21 protein-coding genes and 1 tRNA gene are annotated in these 20,920 nt (G+C 66.2%); 15 read left to right on the top strand and 7 right to left on the bottom strand.

What is annotated here, in order from left to right:
- The first annotated feature begins 138 nt into the window (after positions 1–138).
- From lon to IY145_RS05230, 6 genes are all read left to right on the top strand, one after another.
- Positions 139–2,565 (top strand): endopeptidase La, encoded by a 2,427-nt coding sequence (lon, locus tag IY145_RS05255; RefSeq protein WP_196407243.1) that lies wholly within the window; start codon positions 139–141, stop codon positions 2,563–2,565.
- Between the two features lie 285 nt (positions 2,566–2,850).
- On the top strand, positions 2,851–3,135 hold the full coding sequence (locus tag IY145_RS05250) for an HU family DNA-binding protein (RefSeq protein WP_196407242.1): 285 nt from the start codon (positions 2,851–2,853) through the stop codon (positions 3,133–3,135).
- Between the two features lie 220 nt (positions 3,136–3,355).
- Positions 3,356–3,431: transfer RNA gene (locus IY145_RS05245), tRNA-Val, on the top strand.
- Between the two features lie 110 nt (positions 3,432–3,541).
- Positions 3,542–4,198: a hypothetical protein gene (locus tag IY145_RS05240; protein ID WP_196407241.1), complete on the top strand. Its 657-nt coding sequence runs from the start codon at positions 3,542–3,544 to the stop codon at positions 4,196–4,198.
- Between the two features lie 61 nt (positions 4,199–4,259).
- Entirely contained in the window at positions 4,260–5,795 is a 1,536-nt protein-coding gene (locus IY145_RS05235) for an acyl-CoA carboxylase subunit beta (RefSeq protein ID WP_196407240.1), read from the top strand.
- 478 nt (positions 5,796–6,273) lie between these two features.
- Complete coding sequence (locus IY145_RS05230; protein ID WP_196407239.1) at positions 6,274–6,624, top strand: RidA family protein; 351 nt, start codon at positions 6,274–6,276, stop codon at positions 6,622–6,624.
- Here IY145_RS05230 and IY145_RS05225 read toward each other — a convergent pair.
- Positions 6,608–7,390 carry a molybdopterin-synthase adenylyltransferase MoeB gene (locus IY145_RS05225; protein WP_196407238.1) on the bottom strand — a complete coding sequence of 261 codons (783 nt, stop codon included), beginning with the start codon at positions 7,388–7,390 and terminating at the stop codon, positions 6,608–6,610. The two genes, IY145_RS05230 and IY145_RS05225, sit on opposite strands and share 17 nt — an antisense overlap.
- Before the next feature lie 126 nt (positions 7,391–7,516).
- Between IY145_RS05225 and IY145_RS05220 the strand changes: the two genes are divergently transcribed.
- Both IY145_RS05220 and IY145_RS05215 read left to right on the top strand, forming a co-directional pair.
- Positions 7,517–8,134, top strand: coding sequence for a nucleotidyltransferase family protein (locus IY145_RS05220; protein ID WP_196407237.1), 618 nt, complete (start codon positions 7,517–7,519; stop codon positions 8,132–8,134).
- Positions 8,135–8,229: 95 nt separating this feature from the next.
- Complete coding sequence (locus IY145_RS05215) at positions 8,230–9,003, top strand: hypothetical protein (protein WP_196407236.1); 774 nt, start codon at positions 8,230–8,232, stop codon at positions 9,001–9,003.
- Here IY145_RS05215 and IY145_RS05210 read toward each other — a convergent pair.
- Complete coding sequence (locus IY145_RS05210) at positions 8,953–10,047, bottom strand: glycosyltransferase family 1 protein (protein ID WP_196407235.1); 1,095 nt, start codon at positions 10,045–10,047, stop codon at positions 8,953–8,955. The genes IY145_RS05215 and IY145_RS05210 overlap by 51 nt on opposite strands.
- Complete coding sequence (locus tag IY145_RS05205) at positions 10,047–10,886, bottom strand: UDP-2,3-diacylglucosamine diphosphatase (protein ID WP_196407234.1); 840 nt, start codon at positions 10,884–10,886, stop codon at positions 10,047–10,049. The genes IY145_RS05210 and IY145_RS05205 overlap by 1 nt, the downstream gene beginning before the upstream one ends.
- Before the next feature lie 166 nt (positions 10,887–11,052).
- Between IY145_RS05205 and IY145_RS05200 the strand changes: the two genes are divergently transcribed.
- Both IY145_RS05200 and IY145_RS05195 read left to right on the top strand, forming a co-directional pair.
- A complete protein-coding gene (locus IY145_RS05200) occupies positions 11,053–11,670 on the top strand; it encodes a helix-turn-helix domain-containing protein (protein WP_196407233.1) in 618 nt (205 codons plus the stop codon).
- Positions 11,671–11,674: 4 nt separating this feature from the next.
- The gene (locus IY145_RS05195; RefSeq protein ID WP_196407232.1) at positions 11,675–12,928 is read left to right on the top strand and encodes an MFS transporter; all 1,254 of its coding nucleotides are present in this window, start codon (positions 11,675–11,677) and stop codon (positions 12,926–12,928) included.
- Between the two features lie 52 nt (positions 12,929–12,980).
- Here the strand turns inward: IY145_RS05195 and bfr are convergent, their stop codons facing one another.
- Positions 12,981–13,457, bottom strand: a complete 477-nt coding sequence (gene bfr, locus IY145_RS05190; protein ID WP_196407231.1) for a bacterioferritin — start codon at positions 13,455–13,457, stop codon at positions 12,981–12,983.
- Between the two features lie 34 nt (positions 13,458–13,491).
- Positions 13,492–13,728 carry a bacterioferritin-associated ferredoxin gene (locus IY145_RS05185; protein ID WP_196407230.1) on the bottom strand — a complete coding sequence of 79 codons (237 nt, stop codon included), beginning with the start codon at positions 13,726–13,728 and terminating at the stop codon, positions 13,492–13,494.
- Between the two features lie 319 nt (positions 13,729–14,047).
- Here IY145_RS05185 and IY145_RS05180 point away from each other — a divergent pair, with 319 nt between their 5' ends.
- Together IY145_RS05180 and IY145_RS05175 are read left to right on the top strand one after the other, a co-directional pair.
- Entirely contained in the window at positions 14,048–14,932 is an 885-nt protein-coding gene (locus tag IY145_RS05180) for an alpha/beta fold hydrolase (RefSeq protein WP_196407229.1), read from the top strand.
- Positions 14,929–15,786 carry a patatin-like phospholipase family protein gene (locus tag IY145_RS05175; protein ID WP_196407228.1) on the top strand — a complete coding sequence of 286 codons (858 nt, stop codon included), beginning with the start codon at positions 14,929–14,931 and terminating at the stop codon, positions 15,784–15,786. The genes IY145_RS05180 and IY145_RS05175 overlap by 4 nt, the downstream gene beginning before the upstream one ends.
- On the opposite strand, the gene IY145_RS05170 is transcribed toward IY145_RS05175, so the two are convergent.
- Entirely contained in the window at positions 15,771–16,211 is a 441-nt protein-coding gene (locus tag IY145_RS05170) for a nucleoside deaminase (RefSeq protein WP_196407227.1), read from the bottom strand. The genes IY145_RS05175 and IY145_RS05170 overlap by 16 nt on opposite strands.
- Positions 16,212–16,431: 220 nt before the next feature.
- Here IY145_RS05170 and IY145_RS05165 point away from each other — a divergent pair, with 220 nt between their 5' ends.
- Positions 16,432–16,818, top strand: a complete 387-nt coding sequence (locus IY145_RS05165) for a type II toxin-antitoxin system RelE/ParE family toxin (protein WP_196407226.1) — start codon at positions 16,432–16,434, stop codon at positions 16,816–16,818.
- Positions 16,796–17,137 carry a DNA-binding transcriptional regulator gene (locus tag IY145_RS05160; protein ID WP_196407225.1) on the top strand — a complete coding sequence of 114 codons (342 nt, stop codon included), beginning with the start codon at positions 16,796–16,798 and terminating at the stop codon, positions 17,135–17,137. Before IY145_RS05165 ends, IY145_RS05160 begins: the two co-directional genes overlap by 23 nt.
- Before the next feature lie 12 nt (positions 17,138–17,149).
- Here IY145_RS05160 and IY145_RS05155 read toward each other — a convergent pair whose 3' ends face one another.
- Positions 17,150–18,451 carry a UDP-N-acetylglucosamine 1-carboxyvinyltransferase gene (locus IY145_RS05155; protein ID WP_196407224.1) on the bottom strand — a complete coding sequence of 434 codons (1,302 nt, stop codon included), beginning with the start codon at positions 18,449–18,451 and terminating at the stop codon, positions 17,150–17,152.
- A gap of 182 nt (positions 18,452–18,633) precedes the next feature.
- Between IY145_RS05155 and IY145_RS05150 the strand changes: the two genes are divergently transcribed.
- Positions 18,634–20,919, top strand: coding sequence for a pseudouridine synthase (locus IY145_RS05150; RefSeq protein ID WP_196407223.1), 2,286 nt, complete (start codon positions 18,634–18,636; stop codon positions 20,917–20,919).
- Position 20,920: the final 1 nt, after the last annotated feature.

The raw sequence follows: 20,920 nt of genomic DNA, 5'->3' as shown, positions 1-20,920 counted from the left end.
CTACCGAAGGCGGATTATCCGCCCGAGCGTCGGGCCCGGAACTTGCAAGCGTCCCTTTTACGTCAGAAGCGTCCCTTTGCGTCAGAGCGTCGCCTCGCCCCGCTTCGGCGGGGAGCGAAACGGAACAGGAAAAAAGAAATGACGAACGAAAAGCGCAATTCCATAGTTCCCGGCGCGATCGAGAGTTATCCGGTTCTGCCGTTGCGCGACATAGTGGTCTTTCCGCATATGATCGTTCCGCTCTTCGTCGCGCGCGACAAGTCGATCCGCGCTCTGGAAGAGGTGACGAAGTCGGAGCGACTCATTCTGCTCGCGACGCAAAAGAACGCCGGCGATGATGACCCGGCCGCCGACGCGATCTATTCGATCGGCACGCTCGCTTCTGTTCTTCAGCTGCTGAAGCTTCCCGACGGCACGGTCAAAGTGCTGGTCGAGGGCGTCGCGCGCGCCAAAGTGCGCAACTATACGCGCATCGACGAGTATCACGAGGCGGACGCCGAGACGCTCGGCGACGAGGTCGATCAGCCTGTCGAAGTCGAGGCGCTCGGCCGTTCGGTCATCGCCGAATTCGACTCTTACGTGAAGCTCAACAAGAAAGTCTCGCCGGAGATCGCCGCGGCGGTCACGCAAATCGACGATTTCTCCAAGCTCGCCGACACTGTCGCCTCGCATCTCTCGGTGAAGATCGCCGAGAAGCAGGATGTGCTGGAGACGATCTCGGTCGCCAAGCGTCTCGAGAAGTGCCTCGCTCTGATGGAGAGCGAGATCTCCGTGCTGCAGGTGGAGAAGCGCATTCGCACGCGCGTCAAGCGCCAGATGGAGAAGACGCAGCGCGAGTACTATCTCAACGAGCAGATGAAGGCGATCCAGAAGGAGCTCGGCGACGAGGACGGCAAGGACGATCTCGCCGAGCTCGAGGAGCGCATCAAGAACACCAAGCTTTCGAAGGAGGCGCGCGACAAGGCGGTCGCCGAATTCAAGAAGCTGCGTCAAATGTCGCCCATGTCCGCGGAAGCGACGGTGGTGCGCAATTATCTCGATTGGGTGCTGGCGCTGCCCTGGGGCAAGAAGTCGAAGATCAAGCGCGATCTCGAGCAGGCGCAGGCCGTTCTCGACTCCGATCACTTCGGTCTCGACAAGGTCAAGGAGCGCATCCTCGAATATCTCGCCGTGCAGAGCCGAGCCAATAAGCTGACCGGCCCGATCTTGTGCCTCGTCGGCCCGCCCGGCGTCGGCAAGACCTCGCTCGGCAAGTCGATCGCCAAGGCGACGGGCCGCGAGTTCGTGCGCATGTCGCTCGGCGGCGTGCGCGACGAGGCGGAGATCCGCGGCCATCGGCGCACCTATATCGGCTCCATGCCCGGCAAGATCATTCAGTCGATGCGCAAGGCGAAGACGTCCAACCCGCTCTTCCTTCTCGACGAGATCGACAAGATGGGCATGGACTTCCGCGGCGATCCGTCTTCCGCTCTGCTCGAAGTGCTCGATCCGGAGCAGAACGCCTCCTTCGCCGATCACTATCTCGAGGTCGACTACGATCTGTCCAATGTCATGTTCGTGACGACGTCGAACACGCTGAACATTCCTGCGCCCTTGATGGATCGCATGGAGCTCATCCGCATCGCCGGCTATACGGAGGACGAGAAGGCCGAGATCGCGCGCGCGCATCTCATCCCCAATGCGGTCAAGAAGCATGGTCTCGCCGCCGCCGAATGGTCGATCGACGACGACGCTTTGCTGACGCTCGTTCGCCGCTACACGCGCGAGGCCGGCGTTCGCAATCTCGAGCGTGAGATCTCCAATCTCGCCCGCAAGGCGGTGAAGGAAATTCTGCTCTCCAAGGAGAAGGGCAAGAAGGTCCACGTCACCAACGACAACATCACCGATTATCTCGGCGTCCATAAATATCGCTATGGCGAGGCGGAGCTCGAGGATCAGGTGGGCGTCGTCACCGGCCTCGCCGTCACCGGCGTCGGCGGCGAGCTGCTGACGATCGAAGGTGTGATGATGCCCGGCAAGGGCAAGATGACGGTGACCGGCAATCTTCAGGATGTGATGAAGGAGTCGATCTCCGCCGCTGCGTCCTATGTGCGCTCGCGCGCTGTCGATTTCGGCATAGAGCCGCCCTTGTTCGACCGCCGCGACATCCATGTGCATGTGCCCGAAGGCGCGACGCCCAAGGATGGCCCCTCGGCCGGCACGGCCATGGCGACGACGATCGTCTCGATCCTGACCGGCATACCCGTTCGTCGCGACATCGCCATGACCGGCGAGATCACGCTGCGTGGCCGTGTGCTGCCGATCGGCGGCCTGAAGGAGAAGCTGCTGGCCGCTTTGCGCGGCGGCCTCAAGAAGGTGCTGATCCCGGAAGAGAACGCCAAGGATCTGGCGGAGATTCCGGACTCGGTGAAGAATGGTCTCGAGATCGTGCCATGCTCGCGCATGGACGAGGTTCTCGCCCATGCGCTCGTGCGTCAGCCGACGCCGATCGTCTGGGAGGAGCCTGCGCCTCCGATCGCCGCCAAGGTCGTCGAGGACGACGCGAGCGGCGTGCGCGCGCACTGAAGGCTAAGGCCCCTCTCCTCGCGGCTGCGCTGCGGGGGAGGGGCCGCCGCCCTCCGGCCGGGCCGCTCGAAGCCACGGTTTCCGCCCGTTTCCCCCATCGTCTCGCTCTCGGGCGCCCGGAATTCCAGGGATTCCGGCGTCGGGCTTTCTTCTAACCCTTGCTTTTGCTGACATTCCGGCACATCACTCACCTGTGCCGGGTCCCAGCGATTCGACGCCGCTCGATTTTCGGCGCTCAGCCCGTGTCGACGACCGGCTCCCGGCGGAAGCAGAAGGGATGAGACCATGGTCAATAAATTGGAACTGGTCGAGCATGTCGCCGAGGCGACCGAGACTTCGAAGGCCGCCGCCGCCGCCGCCATCGACGCAGTGATCGAAGGCATCACTTTGGCTCTCAAAAAGGGCGAAGAGGTGCGTCTGGTCGGTTTCGGCACCTTCTCGGTCAAAAAGCGCGCGGCGGGCAAGGGCCGTAATCCCGCGACCGGCGAAGAAATCAAGATTCCCGCGTCCAAGAGCGCCCGCTTCAAGCCCGGCGCCACTCTCAAAGCGGCTCTCAACAAGGCCAAGTGAGGCCGCCGAGTTGACGAGGCCGAGAGATGAGGCCGAGTAACGAGGCCGAGTAAGGCAGGCTCCGCCGCCCCGCTCCCCCCTTTCGACCGGAATTCCAGTTCGCCGCCGGGGCGCGACCGTCGCCGGCGGCTTTGTCGTTTCTTTCGCCCCTGCGCGACTCGTCTTGCGCGGAGGGGGCGCCCTCCCGTAAACAATGCAGCGTCGATCCCGGTCGGCGCGCGGGCGGTTAGCTCAGTTGGTAGAGCGTCTCGTTTACACCGAGAGGGTCGGCGGTTCGAGTCCGTCACCGCCCACCAGGCCATGACCGGGGACGACCCGCGAGCGGCCTGTCGTTCGGCCGCATAGAGGCGGCGCAGATGGGGCGGGAATTGGCCGCATATGGGGATAGAGACGCAGCGCCGAGAGCATGAGCCGAAACTTCGTCCTTCTCCTCGCACTGGCCGCGCTTTTCGCGGCGCCTTCGGCCTATGCCGAGGAGATGTCCTTTCGTCTCGCGACAATGGCGAGCGCCCATTGCGGCGATCATTGCCCGCGCGTCATCGTTGCGGAGGGCGAGATCGTCGAAGATTCGGCCGACGCTTTTGTGAGCTTTCTACGTGGTCAGGGACGCGAGACCGAGCTCCGCGGCATTGTCCTCCTCGACTCGCCCGGCGGCCGCGTGGTCGCCTCCATGCAGCTCGGCCAGGCGCTGCGCCGGCTGGGCATGGCGGTGATCGTCGCCCGTGTCGAATCGGAGGGCGGGGCGCTCGTCTCCGGGCGCTGCTATTCCGCCTGCGTCTATGCGCTGATGGGCGGCCGCCGGCGGGTGATCCCGCGCCAGAGCCGCGTCGGCGTGCATCGCATGTTCAATTATGTGGACGGCGTCGATCCGATGAGCGGCGAAGTGCTGCGCGAGCGCCGCTACGACGACGGCGGGATGCGCCGCACGCTTCTCCGCTACAGCGCCTCCATGGGCGTGAGCCGGGATCTGATCGCGCTCGCCGAGCGCACCTCGCCCGATCGCGTCCATCTTCTCTCCGCCGCCGAGATCGCCCGCTGGCGCCTCGGCGCGCCCAAACTGTAAACGAGCCGGCGAGCGGGGAACTCGTCGGCGCATCCACTCAACTGGCAGGATCGGTCGTTCCATGAAACATATCATCGATGGTCTCGAGCAGCGGCGCGATTCGGCGCGTCTCGGCGGCGGCGTCAAGCGCATCGACGCGCAACATGCACGCGGCAAGCTCACCGCGCGTGAGCGCATCGAGCTTCTGCTCGACCACGGCTCCTTCGAGGAGTTCGACATGTTCGTCGCGCATCGCTGCGCGGATTTCGGCATGGACCAGGGCGAGAAAATCTCCGGCGACGGCGTCGTCACCGGCTGGGGCACGGTCAATGGCCGCGCCGTCTTCGTCTTCGCCAAGGACTTCACCGTCTTCGGCGGATCTCTCTCCGAGACCCATGCGCAGAAAATCACCAAGCTGCAGGATATGGCGCTCAAGAACAGGGCGCCGATCATCGGCCTGTTCGACGCCGGCGGCGCGCGCATCCAGGAGGGCGTCGCGGCGCTCGGCGGCTATGGCGAGGTGTTTCAGCGCAATGTGCTGGCCTCGGGCGTCATTCCGCAGATTTCAGTCATCATGGGCCCCTGCGCGGGCGGCGACGTCTATTCGCCGGCCATGACGGACTTCATCTTCATGGTGCGCGACACGAGCTATATGTTCGTCACCGGCCCGGATGTGGTGAAGACCGTCACCAATGAGACAGTGACGGCCGAGGAGCTCGGCGGCGCCTCGGTGCATACCACCAAAAGCTCCATCGCCGACAAGGCCTATGACAATGACGTCGAGGCGCTGCTGCAGATGCGCCGACTCATCGACTTCCTGCCCTCGTCCAATAAGGAGGAGCCGCCGGAATGGCCGAGCTTCGACGAGGCCGAGCGGCTCGACGCCTCGCTCGACACTCTCGTTCCAGACAATCCGAACAAGCCCTATGATATCAAGGAGCTGATCACGAAGATCGCCGATGAGGGCGATTTCTTCGAGATTCAGGAGACGCACGCCAAGAACATCGTCGTCGGCTTCGGCCGCATCGAGGGCCGCACGGTCGGCTTCGTCGCCAATCAGCCCATGGTGCTGGCCGGCGTGCTCGACATCGACGCCTCCAAGAAGGCTGCGCGATTCGTGCGCTTCTGCGATTGCTTCAATATTCCGATCGTCACTTTCGTCGACGTTCCGGGCTTCCTGCCGGGCACGGCGCAGGAATATGGCGGCCTCATCAAGCATGGCGCGAAGCTGCTCTTCGCCTATGCCGAGGCCACTGTGCCGAAAGTGACGCTGATCACGCGCAAGGCTTTCGGCGGCGCCTATGACGTCATGGCCTCCAAGCATTTGCGTGGCGATGTGAACTACGCCTGGCCCTCCGCGCAGATCGCCGTCATGGGCGCGAAGGGCGCGGTCGAGATCATCTTCCGCGCCGATATCGGCGACGCGGAGAAGATCGCCCAGCGCACCAAGGAATATGAGGACCGCTTCCTGTCGCCCTTCGTCGCCGCCGAGCGCGGCTATATCGACGAGGTGATCATGCCGAGCGCGACGCGCAAGCGCATCGCCCGCGCGCTCGCGCTGCTGCGCCACAAGGAGTTGGAAAACCCCTGGAAAAAGCACGACAACATCCCGCTCTGACCTGCCCTTACGGGCGGGGTGGCGCGTCGGCCCGCTTGGGCGGCCGACGCGCAGGTCGCCCAAGCGGAGAACAGCCTGCCCCGATGGCGGGCGCCGTCAGCACAATTTCATTCCAGCCGCGGGCTTTTTCGGATGACAAAACGCCCCGCGTGTCATAATGTCCCCTTCGCCGAGCTGGCTAAAAACATATGAGCGCAGAATGCGTTCGACCAATCGCTGGCTGAGGTCCAAGTCGGGGAGGACGCCGGAACTCTGCCCATCTGCGAGACGCTCCACACCAATGCTCGCGGATGGCGCCTATCGACGAGTCCGGTCAAAGGACGGGTACCAAAGAGTGGGGAGAGGCAAGGGCCGTCCCCGCTCTTTGTGTATGTAGCGCTACGATAGAGCTTTCCACTCGATATATAGCCAGACCCTATCGAGCGCGGCGGCGCGGCGATCCCCCGGACCCACATTCGCAACTCTCGGAGAATCGGAAATGTCCATCAAGCGGATCGGCGCCGGCGCGCGCATGAGCAAGGCCGTCGTGCATGGCGGCGTGATCTACACGGCGGGCCAGGTCGCCGAAGCGGCCAAGGGCGGCCCGGTCGCCGATCAGACGCGCGAGATCCTCGGCCTCATCGACACGATTCTCCAGGAGGCCGGCAGCGAGAAAGCCAAGATTCTCTCGGCGACGATCTATCTCGCCGACATCTCCACTTTCGCCGAGATGAATTCGGTCTGGGACGTCTGGGTCGACAAGAGCAACCCGCCGGCCCGCGCGACGGTCGAGGCGAAGCTCGTGGCTTCGGACTACAGGATAGAGATCGCCGTCATCGCGGCGCTCTGACGCCGGACAGCGGATTGTCGGGATCATAGGCGTAGCGCAAAGTCTCGAAGCGCATGGACCGGGCGTCCATCAGCAGCAGCCGCCCGGTGAGCCCCTCGCCGAAGCCGACGATCTCGCGGATCACCTCGAGCGCCATCATCGCGCCGACGATTCCCGTCAGCGCGCCGAGCACGCCCGCCTCCTCGCAGCTCGGCACGGCACCCGGCGGCGGCGGGGCGGGGAAGAGACAGCGATAGGTCGGATTGGGCTCACCCGCGGCGTCGGTCTCGAAGGGGCGCAGTGTCGTCAGCGAGGCGTCGAAGCCGCCGACGGCCGCGGTGACGAGCGGCTTCTTTTCATAGAAGCAGGCGTCGGAGACGAGATAGCGCGTCGCGAAATTATCGGAGCCGTCGGCGACGATGTCGTAAGAGGCAATGAGCGCGCGCGTGTTGTGCTCCATGAGCCGCAGCGCATGGGGCTCGACCTGCACATGCGGATTGAGCCGATGGATCGCCTCCTGCGCGCTGTCGACCTTCAGCCGGCCGACGGCGGTCGTCTCGTGAATGACCTGCCGCTGAAGATTGGAGAGCGAGACCTCGTCGTCATCGACGATCCCGAGCGCCCCGACGCCGGCCGCCGCGAGATATTGCAGCAGCGGCGCCCCTAGGCCGCCCGCGCCGACGACGAGCACACGCGCCTTCTTCAGCCGCTGCTGGCCGGGGCCGCCGACCTCGCGCAGCACGATATGGCGGGCGTAGCGCTCGATTTCTTCGGCCGAGAGGCTCATGTCGTTTCTCCTGCGCCGAAGCTTTCGCGCAGCCGCGTCGCCCGGTTACGCTCGTCGCGATACTTACCATGAAGCCGCCGAAGGCCTAAGAGGCTCGCGTCGAGACGAACGACGATGGAGGATCGAATGAGCAGCGCGCCGCCTCTTCTCCCGCCGGCCCCGACGCGGCAGGCGGATGAGCGGGAGCGCCTCGCCGCCGCGATCCTGCGCAACCCGAATAATGCGGCGATCCTCGAGCGTCTGCCGAGCCTCGGCCTCGCCGACGCATGGCTCGTCGCCGGCTGCCTGTTTCAGACAGTCTGGAACCTCGACAGCGGCCGCCCGGCGACCGAGGACATATTCGACTACGACATCTTCTATTTCGACGAGGATATCTCCTATGAGGCGGAGGATCGCAACATTCGCCGCGCGGCCGCGCTGTTTGCCGATCTGCCCGTGCGCGTCGATCTGAAGAATCAGGCGCGCGTGCATCTGTGGTATGGCGAGCGTTTCGGGCCGGGCTATCCGCGGCTGCGTTCGAGCGCCGATGGCGTCGACCGCTTTCTCATCGAATGCACGCGCGTTGCGGCGCGTCGCGATGCTTGCGGCGGCCTCGAGCTCTATGCGCCGGCGCGCCTCGCCGATCTTTTCGCTGGCGTGCTGCGGCCCAATCTCGCCAATCTTCGGCTGGAGCTGTTCGCCGCCAAAGCGGAGAGCCTTCGCGTCCGCTGGCCGTGGCTCGTCATCGCCGATCCGCTCGCATGACGCGTGTGAAAGCGTTTTCGCGCTTGCATAAAATGGCGTCGCAGCCTTTTCTTGGATATGCGCGATTCGGCGCGTTTGTTCCGCAAGGACGGATCATGACTCTACCGGCTCCGCCCACCGGCCTCTACCCCGAAGACTATGAGAGAATCGAAGACGCGGTGATGGAGACCGTCCGCGGCCGATGGTTCCTGCTCGAGTTCGCGCGCCGTCAGCGCGCCCAAGAGACCGAGCGGCTCATCGTCGCCGTCGATCGGCTGGAGCGCGTCGCCGCGCGCGCGGAGGAGCAGGAGGCCGCCGCCGATTGGCGTCTGCCGCGCCGTCTCGTCGAACGCGCGCAGGAATTCGCGCAGACGCTGCGCGCCAGCGGCGTCGATGCGACGCTCTGCGCGCAGGCGGACGCGCTGGTGGAGCAATTCTCCAGATTGCTCGATTCGCCGCCGGCGGCGATGGAAGAGACGCCGCGCGTGATCGCGGAAGCCGCGCCTGGCGAGATTGTCGCGGATTATGTGGAGCTCACCGAGCCGCCCGGCGTGATCGAGCCGATCGAGGTCGAGCAGATCGAGATTTGCGCGGAGCCGCTCGCAATCGATGCGGAGCCGATCGAAACCGCGCCCGTCGTAGAGGAGCCCGAGACGGCCGCGCAGCTCGAAGAGGAGCGCCCGACGATCGCGCTCGTGGATGCGCCTACCATCGTCGAAGCGCCGGCGCCCAATGGGATCGTGTTCGAGGAATTCGTCGCCCGCGCGATTCTGCCGGACGAGATCGCTCGGCCTAAGCCCGCGCCGGCGCGGCCGATCGATCCGCGCCTCGTGGCGCTGTCACGGCTCGATCATCTCTCCCTGAACGAAAAGCTTCGGCTGTTTGGCTGAGCCCGCTTTGCCGGCGGCGGCCTGAGCCGCCGCAGCCTCGACGCCGTTCTGATGAGCGAGCGCCACATTGCCGAGAAACTGCCGCGCGCTCGCTTCCCAGGTGAAGGTCAGCGCATGGGCGCGCGGAATGGCGCGCGCGATCTGCGTCGCCGCGAGGCAGGCCGCCTGCAAATCTTCGCTCAGCACGCCGGCGCCGCTCGCGCCCACGACATCGAGCGGACCCGCGACTGGAAAGGCCGCCACTGGCAGGCCGCAGGCCATCGCCTCGAGCAGCACCATCCCAAAAGTGTCGGTGCGGCTCGGGAAGACGAACACATCCGAGCTGGCGTAGAGCGTCGCCAGTTCCTCGCTCGTCTTCAAGCCGAGGAAGCGCGCCTTCGGATAGGCCGCCTCGAGCGCCGCCCGCGCCGGCCCGTCGCCGGCGACGAGCTTGGTGCCCGGCAGGTCGAGCGCGAGAAAAGCCTCGACATTCTTCTCCACGGCGAGCCGCCCGGCATAGAGAAAGATCGGGCTCTCGAAGCCGAGCTCGATCGCGGCGCTCGGATGGAACAGCTCGTGATCGACGCCGCGCGACCAGCGCATCAGTCGGCGGAATCCCCGCGCGGAAAGCTCCTGCGCCAGCGTCTGCGTCGAGACCATCGTCCCCGCGCCGCTATTGTGGAAGCGGCGCAGCAACGCATAGGTCAGGCAGACCGGCAACCGCGTGCGTGCGTGAATATATTCGGGAAAGCGCGTGTGATAGCTCGTGGTGAAACGCCGGCCGAGGCGCAGGCAGCAGGCGCGCGTCGCCAGCCCCACCGGCCCTTCGGTCGCGATATGGACATGGTCGTAGCCCTGCGCCAGCCGTTTCGCCACCGCTCCCGCCGTCGCGAAGGCGAGCTGGATCTCCGGATAGGTCGGCATTGGGATGGAGGAGAAATCCTGCGGGGTCAGGAAATCGATCGACGCGCCGAGCTCGCTCGCCGCGCTCGCCATCGCCTCCAGGGATCGTACGACGCCGTTGACTTGCGGACGCCAGGCGTCCGTCGCGATCAATATCCGCATCAGGCGGCGGCCCTCGCCTGCGTTACGGCCTGCGGCTGCGCCGCGGCCTCGGCCGCCGCCTGCTCCTCGGCGGTCTTGTGCCAATAGATGATCTCGAGCCGGCCGTCGGCGTGCTCGGCGATCGCGGTGCAGCTCTCGACGAAATCGCCGGTGTTCACATAGAGCATCCCGTCGATCTGCCGGATCGTCGCGTGATGGATGTGGCCGCAGACGACGCCGTCGACGCCGCGCCGCGCCGCTTCCGCCGCCAGCGTCTGCTCGAAATCGCCGATGAAGTTCACAGCGTTCTTCACCTTCAGCTTGGCCCATGCGGAGAACGACCAATAGCCGACGCCGAACACGCGGCGCACGCGATTGGCCCAGGTGTTGGCGAACAGCGCGGCTTCATAGGCCCAGTCGCCGAGAAAGGCGAGCCAGCGCGCATGGCGCACGACGATGTCGAACTGGTCGCCATGAATGACGAGCATTTTCTTGCCGTCGGCGGTCTCGTGAATATCGGTCTCGGCGACTTCGACGCCGCCGAACTCCATGCCCGTATAGTCGCGGGCGAATTCGTCATGATTGCCGGGCACATAGACGACGCGCGCGCCCTTGCGCGCCTTGCGCAGCAGCTTCTGCACGACGTCATTGTGCGCCTGCGGCCAATACCAGCCGCCCTTCAGTCGCCAGCCGTCGACGATGTCGCCGACGAGATAGATGGTGTCGGCGTCGTGATGCTTCAGAAAGTCGAGCAGAAGCTCGGCTTGAAGTCCTCTCGTGCCGAGATGGAGATCCGACAGGAACAGTGTCCTGAAGCGCTTGGCGCTCTGCGAATCGGCCAATGAATCGATTGCGGTCATTTTGACGCGCCCGCCTCTTTTTGTGCCGCAGCGTCTCCTTCCCACCAGATTCGTGTTGCGTAACGATGACACCGGCCGGGGCGACCCGCGCTGTGGTGAAAATCTCGTTCGATATTTCGAACGAATTCGATTATCTATCCGATCGCAGCGGAGCGGAGCAGGCGAGATGGGCGTGGAAGGCCGGGAAAAGCAGAAGATTCTGGAAGCGGGAGCGCTGGCTTTGTCCGGCCAGCTCGGCGCGACTGTCCAGCGTCTGCGCAAGGCCTATAATCTGTCGCTGTCGGAGCTCTCCCAGCAGTCCGGCGTCGCCAAATCGATCATCAGCCAGATCGAGCGCAACGAGACCAATCCCACGCTCGCGACGATCTGGCGCCTCGCCCAGGCCCTCGATGTCTCCATCGAGCGTGTGCTGCAGACGACGGAGGACGAGCCCTTCCTCGAGAAGACCAGCCGAGCGGACACGCCGATTCTCGTCTCCGACGACGGCAAGTGCCGGCTCGAGATCATCGGCTGGATCAAGACCGTCGAATGGCTGCAATGTTATGAATTTTCCGCCGACCCGGGGGGAATTCTGGAATCCGACGCGCATCAGCGCGGCTCTGTCGAGAGCCTGTCCTTGCGAGAGGGCGAGCTCGAGGTGGAGGTCGCCGGCGCCAAGGAGATCGTGCGCGCGGGGGAGACGCTGCGCTACCGCTGCGACCGTCCGCATGTGATCCGCAATCTCGGGCGGAGCGTCGCTCATGCGACGATGGTCTGCATTCTCAAAGCCGCCGCGATGGAGTGAGCGATTGACGAAATTTCAGAGCGGCGAGTCGGCGGTCGGCCGCCACGCAGAGCTCAGGCTTTCGCTGCTGCAGGCCTCCATTTACGCCATCATCGGCGTCCAGCTGCCGTTCTTCTCCATCTGGCTCTCGGCGCGCGGGCTCGACGCTTTCGAGATCGCCGCCGTTCTCGCGGTTCAGCCGGTCATCCGCATCGGCTCCATGCTGCTCGCCTCGCGACGCGCCGATCGGCGCGGCGATCATGGCGCGCTGCTCGTCGGATGCATGGCCGCCGTGGCCGCGGCCTATGCGGTGATGGGCCTCTCCTCCGGCTTCTTCGCTCTGCTCGTAGCCGGCGCCATGGTCGCGCTGGCGCAGGGGCCGCTCGCGCCGCTCGCCGATGGCGTCACTTTCGGCGAGGCGCGGCGCCGGCGAGAGGCGAACCTGCCGCAGCTGCATTATTCCTGGGTGCGCGGCTGGGGCTCCATGTCGATCCTGGTCTTTCTCGCCGCCAGCGGGCCGGTCGCCGGCGCGCTCGCGGTGGAAGACATCGTCTGGCTGCTCACCGCCGTGGGAGCCTTCGCCTGCCTCGCCTGCATGGGCTCGCTGATCGGCTTCGGCTCGTCTAGACCGAGAACGGAGCGGCGCTCGGTCGGCCGCATCGCGCGGCCGGAGCTGGTGGCGCTGGTCATCGTCGCCGCGGCGCTGGTGCAGAGCTCGCATTCGATGGTGAACACATTCGGCGCGCTGCATTGGAAAGAGCAGGGCCATAGCGACACTTTCGTCTCTTTCGCCTGGGTGGCGGCGCTCGCCACCGAGGTCGTCGCCTTTCTGATGGCGGCGCGCTGGTTCGGCGGGGAATCGAAAGCGGGCGCCTTTCTGCTCGTCGGCGCGATCGGCGCGGTGCTGCGCTGGCTGCTGATGTCGGCCGATCCCGGCCCCTATGGGATTTTCTTCGCTCAGGCGCTGCATGGCGCCTCATGCGCGGCGGTTCAGATCGGCCCTGCCTATCTGCTCGCCGAGCTCGGCGGCAAGGAGCGCCTCGCGCAATCTCAGGCCTGGCTGGCCGCGGCGATCGCCGGCGGCAACAGCCTGCTCACTTTTCTGTCGGGGCCGCTCTACGCCCAGGCCGGCGAGCGCGCCTATCTGGCGATGGCGGCGGTCGCTTTCGTCGGCCTGCTGCTCTCTTGCGCCGTGGCCCAGCTCTGCTCGGCGCGCCACGAGAGAGCGGAAGCGGCGCGGGACGCCGCCCACGCCGAGCCCGAGCATTCGAACGCCTGAGCAGGCGTCCTCAGCATGAGGAAAACGTCACCCCATAAGCGCCGCGCCTCTCTTACGAGAGGTCGCCAACGTGCTTTTGCGAATAGAGCTGAACGCCGAGCTGCTTGATCAGCTCGAGCTGGGTCTCGAGAAAATCGATATGGCGCTCCTCGCTCTGCACGACCTCTTCGAACAGCAGCTTGCTGACGCGGTCGTGGATCGACAGCGCATAATCGGCCGCCTCGAGATAGAGCGCGCGCGCGTCGATCTCCGTGGCGAGGTCGAGGCGGATGATCTCTTCGACCGACTGGCCGATGCGCAGAGGGTCGAGGCTCTGCATGTTCGGAAAGCCTTCGAGGAAGAGGACGCGATGCACGAATTTATCGGCGTGCTCCATCTCCTCGATCGACTCGGCGCGCCATTTCTTGCCGAGCTCCCGGAATCCCCAATTGTCGAGGATGCGGTAATGCAGCCAATATTGATTGATCGCCGTCAGTTCGGCGCGGACGCCGCGATTGAGATAATCGATGAGTTTCGCGTCACCGCGCATATGTCCCCCTTCCGCCCGGTCGAAGCGAACCGGGTCATGCAGCCAATTCGTCGGCGCGACAATTATCGCACTCGCCGGCGCCGCTGCAATGATCGGCTGGGACCGCCGCATGCTGGTCGACGATCGCGCTGATGTTTCGCGCGCATCGGCCGCAGCGTGGCTCGCACCCCATATGCCGAAAGATCGCGCCGACGCTCGGTCGATCCGATCTTCCTCCGAGAGCTTCGCGGACTTGTCCGTCCGAGAGCACATTGCAAGAGCAGACGATCATCTCCGCACCTAGTTTGGAAGGGTTGTAAACTAGCTGTGATTTCAGTAGCTTAACGTACCGTCCCGGTTCTGGCTAGAGGTCTTTGTCGGTTTTCCGACACGGGCCTCGAGGATCGCGGAGACGACGCAAATCGCGCGCCACGGCCCCACGGGCCGCGCCAGATTATTTGTTGTGGATAAACAGCGCGGCAAGACCGGAGGCATGCTCGCGGCGGGCCCTTTTGAAAATCTTTCGCGTCAAGAAAAGGCTTCAGACGAAACGAAAGGCTTCACACGACGCCTAGAGCCGGCTTCCCTCGAACCTGAAGGGCATGGATCCGATGTCCGATCTCGCAGATCTTTTTCCCGGCTTCGCCTCGCATTGGATCGACGCGCCCGCCGGCTCCGTCTTCGCCCGCTCCTCCGGCTCCGGCCCGCCGCTACTGCTGCTGCACGGCTTCGGCGAGACTCATGTCGCCTGGGCCGGCGTCGCGCCGCGGCTCGCCGAGCGATTCTTCGTCGTGGCCATGGATTTGCGCGGCTATGGCTGGTCCTCCGCGCCGCCGAGCGAGAAGGGCGAGGCCTATACGAAGCGCGCTCAGGGCGATGACGTCATCGTCGTGATGGAGCAGCTCGGCCATGTGCGTTTCTCGCTGGTCGGCCATGATCGCGGCGCGCGCGTCGGCTTCCGCTTCGCGCTCGACCATCCCGGACGGCTGGAGAGGCTCGCTCTGCTCGACATAGCGCCGCTCGAGGAATCGATCGGCGACGCCGATTTGCGCCGCCTCGGCCGCGCGCGCCTGCTGTCGCAGCCCGCGCCCAAGCCCGAGCAGCTCATCGGCCTCGATCCGAAAGGCTTCCTCGAGGATGCGCTGGCGAGCGGAACCAAGAGCGGAACGCTCGACGCCTTCGATCCGCGCGCGCTCGCCCATTATCGCGCGGCCTTCGACGAGCCTTCGCGCATCCATGCCTTTTGCGAGGATTTTCGCGCCGACGCGGGGCCGGATCGTCAACTCGATCTCGCCGATCGCGCGGCGGGCAAGAAAATCATCGTGCCGACGCTCGCGCTGTGGGGCGCTGCGAGCTTCACCGGCCATGGCGCGGCGCTGCTCGCGCAATGGCGCGAATGGACGACGGATCTTCGCGGCGTCGAGATCGACAGCGGCCATTATCTCGCCGAGGAGGCGCCGGAGGCGACGCTCGCCGCGCTGGACTCGTTTCTGTGAGCGAATTTCGCTTCAGCGTCGCCTTGGCGCTGGGCGGCGGCGGCGCGCGTGGACTCGCCCATATCGCCGTGCTGGAGGCGCTGGACGAATTGGGCGTGCGTCCCTGCGCCATCGCCGGCACGTCGATCGGCGCGATCGTCGGCGCGGCCTATGCGGCGGGCTTTTCCGGCGCGGAGCTGCGCGCCCATGCGGAGAACATGTTCCGCAACCGCGTGCGTCTGGCGCGTCGGCTGCTGCGCTCGCGGGCGCGTCGTCGCGCGCGCACCTTCTCCGATTTCGCGCATCCCGCGCTCCTCGACGCGGAGCGCTTCCTCGACGCATTCTGGCCGCAGGGCATGCCGGAGACTTTCGAGGAGCTGCAGATTCCCTTCATCGCCGTGGCGACGGATTTTCGCTTGCGCCGCGAGGCCGCGATCTCTTCCGGCCCGCTGCAGCCGGCCGTCGGCGGCTCCATGGCCATTCCGGGTCTGGTGCGGCCTGTCGTCTATGGCGACAGTTTTCTGATCGACGGCGGCCTCGTCAATCCGCTTCCCTATAATCATCTCGCCGGGCGCGCCGATATCGTGCTCGCCGTCGATGTCTCGGGCGCGTCGAGCGGGCGCGCGCGCAATCGTCCGCCCTCGCCGATCGAGACGATCATCGTCGCGAGCCAGATCATGATGAACGCCATCAGCGAGCGCATGATCGAGGAGAACCCGCCCGATGTGCTGATCTCGCCCGCGGTCAATCAATATCTCGCGCTCGATCTGTTCAAGGCGAAGCGCATTTTCGAGGCGGGCGACGCCTGCCGCGCGCAAGTGTTCGAAGGATTGCAGATGGCCGCCGCGCGGCTCGAGCTTCAGCGCCGCGCCTGAAAAAAGGCGCGCAGCAATTCCGCCGCCTCGCTCTCGCGCAGGCCGCCATAGACATCCGGCGCATGATGGCAGGTCTTCAGCGAGAAGAAGCGCGCGCCATGCTCAACGCCGCCGCCCTTGGGATCATCGGCGGCGAAATAGAGCCGGCGGATGCGCGCGAAGGAGATCGCCGCCGCGCACATGGCGCAGGGCTCGAGCGTGACATAGAGATCGCAATCGGTGAGCCGCTCCGTCCCGAGCATCGAGCAGGCGGCGCGAATGGCGAGCATTTCCGCGTGCGCCGTGGGGTCTTTGTCGCGCAGCGTGCGGTTGCCCGCGACGGCGATGACGGAGCCATTGCGCGCGATGGCGGCGCCGACGGGGACTTCATTCGCGGCGAAGGCCTCGCGCGCGGCGTCGAAGGCGGCGGTGAGGGGATCGGTCATTCGCTCTGATTGCTTCGTCTCGCGCCAAGCCAGGCTCCTCATCCCGAGGAGCGCCCATAGGAGCGCGCCGAATATCGAACACCGTCGCACGCGATTCAAGCGCCTGGACTCCGGCTTGTTGCAGCGACGCGAGCCTCGAACATGGCCGCGCTCGATCACCTGATCGTCTGCTTGAAATCATCGTTCTATGCGCTATAGTGCTTAGAACTATGGGGATGTGGTGCGCGTCTTCAAAATCAGATGGTTTGCGAGGTTCGCGCGTAGCGAGCGGATCGACGACGAGAGCTTGAACGAGGTGATCTTCCGCGCCGCGCGCGGCCTCGTCGACGCCGATTTGGGCGGCGGCCTCATCAAGCAGCGCGTCGCCAGACGGGGCCGAGGACGTTCTGGCGGCTATCGCATGATCATCGCATTTCGCGTCGAGGAACGCGCTGTTTTTCTTTACGGCTTCGCCAAGAGCGAAAGGGAAAATATCGAGCCGGACGAATTGGAGGATTTGCGCCTCGTGGCGCGCGGATGGCTCGACGCGACAACGGAACGCATCGAGGCGGCTCTCGAAGACGGAGCAATTCAGGAGGTGCGACATGACGAAGAAAGCCACGCCTAGCGAGTCTACGAGCCGTTTGCGCGACGCCATTCTCGAAACGGCGGGAGACATGCGCCGCCTCGAGATCATGGACGAGGCGAGTCATGCGAAGATCACATTGCGTCAGCTGGAAAAGGACCGCGCGCCCGCGCCGATCACGGGCGAGGAAATCCGCGATCTTCGCGAGAAGGCGCGGATGAGCCAAGCGGTCTTCGCTCGCTATCTCAACCTTACGGTCGGCTATGTCTCGCAGCTCGAGCGCGGCGCAAAGCGGCCGAGCGGCCCCGCTCTCGTTTTGCTCGACCTCATCCGCCGCAAGGGCATAGAAGCGATCTTCTAGAGCGGCGTCCCCTCAATCCCCGCCGGTCCATTCCACCTCCGCGCCGAGCATGCGCAGATTCTCGACGAAGCGCGGATGCGCGCGCTTGATCGGCGTGGCGTTATGGATCACCGAACGCCCTTCTATGCTCGCCGCCAGCATCAGCAGAGCGATGGCGACGCGGATGATATAGGGGCTCTCCACCTGCGCCGGGACCAGAGGCTTGCCGCCGAAGGCGATGAGCCGATGCGGGTCCGACAAAAATACATGCGCGCCGAATTTGGAGAGCTCGCCCGTCCAGCCCAGCGCGCCGTCATAGACCTTGTTCCAGAACATCACGCTGCCCTCGGCCTTGACGCCGAGCGCGATGAAGATGGGCAGGAGATCGACTGGCAGATAAGGCCAGGGCGCCGCCTCCACCTTCTGCAGCACATTGCGGGTGAAGGGCTCGGCGACTTTCAGCGGGCCATTGGCCTTGGTCTTGGACCAGCCGTCCTCATGCACGACATGCACGCCGAATTTCGCGAAAGTGCGATCGATCAGCGGAAACTGATCGGGCGCGGAATTCTTCACCTCGACGCCGCCGCCGGTGATCGCCCCGAGCGCGAGAAAAGTCGCGACCTCGTGGAAATCCTCGGTCAGATGAAACTCGCCGCCGGAGAGGGAGTCGACGCCGTCCAGCGTGAGCTGCGATGTGCCGATTCCGGAGATGCGCGCGCCGAGCGTCTGCATGAAGGCGCAGAACTCCTGCACATGCGGCTCGGAGGCGGCGTTGTTGAGCTTGGATTGGCCGGTGGCGAGCGCCGCGCAGAGCACGAAATTCTCGGTCGTGGTGACGGAGGCGTAATCGAGCCAATGCCGCGTCGCGCGCAACGGGCCGTCGGAGCGGATGACGAGCGAATCCTCGCTGCGCTCGATCGTCGCGCCGAAGGATTTCAGCACTTCGATATGCGGGTCGATCTCGCGCGCGCCGAGCGTGCAGCCCTTGACGTCGTCCTCTATGCGGGCGACGCCGAAGCGCGCGAGCAGCGGCGGCGCCAGCATGATGGAGGAGCGCATCTCCGCCGGCAGGCGATGGATGGACGGATCGAAGCGCGTGTCCTCGTGGCGCAGCTCGAGCAGGCCGGTCGAAAAATCCATCCGCACATCGCTGCCGAGCGTGCGGAACAATTCGAGGATCTTCTTGACGTCGGTGATCTCCGGCACGCCATGGATGCGCAACGGGCGGCTGGTCAGCAGCGTGGCGCAGAGAATGGGCAGCACGGCGTTCTTATTCGCGGAAGGGATGATCCTGCCGCTGAGCGGGCGTCCGCCATGCACGATCAGATGAGCCATACCGCCTCCAGAAGTCTGTTGCCTCTATGCGCCGAAATAGGGGAGGCCGGCCGCCTTTCGCGGGGCGGGGGCGCTGCTCCCTAGGGGATTTGAGGCCATAACTCGGATTCATGGCGAATGACGAGTGAAAAAGCGGCCGCAGCGCCTTTCTCTTCCGCCCCGCGACCTGCTATCAGGGCGTGATGACCGACAAAAAGCCAGAAAGACCCGCCCGCCGTAAGGACGGCGGCGACCAGCCGCCGCGTCGCCGTGTTCCGGTGAAGCCCGCGCCCGACGATTCGGCCGCCAGCGCCTTCGAGGGCGAGCGTATCGCCAAGGTCATGGCGCGCGCCGGCGCCTGCTCGCGCCGCGACGCCGAGATTTGGGTCGCGGAAGGGCGCGTCTCCGTCAATGGACGCGTGCTGGACAGCCCCGCCTTCAATGTGCAGGAGGGCGACCGCATAGAGGTGGACGGCCAGCCGCTCGCCGAGCGCGAGCCGACGCGGCTGTTTTTGTTCCACAAGCCCGCCGGACTCGTCACCAGCGCCAAGGATCCGGAGGGACGCGAGACCGTCTTCGGCTTCCTCGAGGAGCGCTTTCCCGATCTGCCGCGCTTGGTGAGCGTCGGGCGGCTCGACATCAATACCGAAGGCCTGCTGCTGCTGACCAATGACGGCGGCCTCGCGCGCACGCTCGAGCTTCCGGCGACGGGCTGGACGAGGCGCTACCGCGTGCGCGCCCATGGCGATATCGACCAGGCGCGGCTCGACGAGCTGAGGAAGGGCGTCACCGTCGACGATGTCGATTATGCGCCGATCGACGCCAAGCTCGACCGCGTGCAGGGGGCCAATGTCTGGATCTCCATGACGCTGCGCGAAGGCAAGAACCGCGAGATCAAGCGCGTGCTCGAGCATTTGGGGCTCGACGTCAATCGGCTGATCCGCATCTCCTTCGGCCCCTTCCAGCTCGGCGAGCTCGCGGAGGGCGTCGTCGAGGAGGTGCGGCTGAAGACGTTGCGCGAGCAGCTCGGCAAGGGATTGGCCGAGCTCGCCGGCGTGGATTTCTCCTCGCCGCGGCGCGAGACCGACGAGCCGCCGCATGTGGCGGCCGAAGAAGCGCGCCAGCGCGCCAAGACGCGCTCGCGCAAACATGTCGACACGCTGCGCGCCGAGCGCGAGGAGACCCGCGGCAAGGGCCCGCGGTCGCGCATAGAGCGCGCGGCGACCAGCGACCGCAAGGGCCGCGCCGTGCCGGTGGAGAAGATCGTGCCCGTGCGCCGCGCCGCCGAGGAGCCGGCGGCGACGCGCAACGCCCGCCGTTTCCGAGCCGAGCGGACCGAGGGCGAGGCGGGCTTTGCGGGCGAGCGCCGTCCGCCGCCGCGCGCCGAGAGCGGGGAGGCGCCGGCCCGGCGTCGCTTCGCCGGAGAGCGCGCCCCGCGACGAGACGATGACGCGCGGCCCTTCGCGGGTGATCGCGAGAGACGGCCGAAGCGTTTCGACGCGGGCGAGGGCCGGCCGACCGAACGGCGCGCTCGCGCGCCGGAAGGCGGGGTGGAACAAGGCCGCTCGGAGAGAACATCGCGTCCGCCGCGTCGGGACGGGGAGGGGCGTCCTCCGCGTCGCGATGGGGCGGCGGCGCGCGCGCCATCCGGCGAGCGTAAGGAGCGTTTCGATCGCGGCGAGCGTCGCGGGGCGAGCTTCGGCGCCAGCGAAGGGCCGCGCCGCGAGCGCGCGCCGCGCCGGGAGGGCGAAGGTCGCCCGCCGCGCCGCGATGGAGCGGATTCGCGTCCGCGCGCCGGCGCGGGCAAGGAGCGTTTCGATCGCGGCGAGCGTCGTGAGGCGAGCTTTGGCGCTGCTCCGCGTCGTGAGGGAGAAGGGCGTCCTCCGCGTCGCGAGGGCGCGGACTCGCGTCCGCGGACCGGCGCGGGCAAGGAGCGTTTCGATCGCGGCGAACGTCGTGAGGCGAGCTTTGGCGACGGGTCGCGCCGCGAGCGGGCTCCGCGCCGCGAAGGCGAAGGGCGTCCTCCGCGTCGCGAGGGTGCGGATTCGCGTCCGCGGACCGGCGCGGGCAAGGAGCGTTTCGATCGCGGCGAACGTCGTGAGGCGAGCTTTGGCGACGGGCCGCGCCGCGAGCGTGCGCCGCGTCGTGAGGGCGAAGGTCGCCCGCCGCGCCGCGAAGGAGCGGATTCGCGTCCGCGCGCCGGCGATGGGAAGAAGCGTTTCGATCGCGGTGGAGCGAGCTTCGGCGCCGGCGACGGGCCGCGCCGCGAGCGGGCTCCGCGCCGTGAGGGCGAGGGGCGTCCGCCGCGTCGCGACGGGGCGGACTCGCGTCCGCCGCGCAAGGATGGGGACGCCCGCCCGCCGCGTCGCGGGGCCAAGACCGGCGAAGCGCCGCGCCGCGGACCGCCTCGCGGAGGCGACAAACCGCGCGGCGCCGCCGGCAAGGGGCCGCGCAAGCCGGGCGGCGGCGCGCCGCGCAAGCCGCGTTGAG

The sequence above is a fragment of the Methylosinus sp. H3A genome (assembly GCF_015709455.1).
Classification (GTDB): domain Bacteria; phylum Pseudomonadota; class Alphaproteobacteria; order Rhizobiales; family Beijerinckiaceae; genus Methylosinus.
This window is presented reverse-complemented; position numbering and strand designations above follow the sequence as displayed.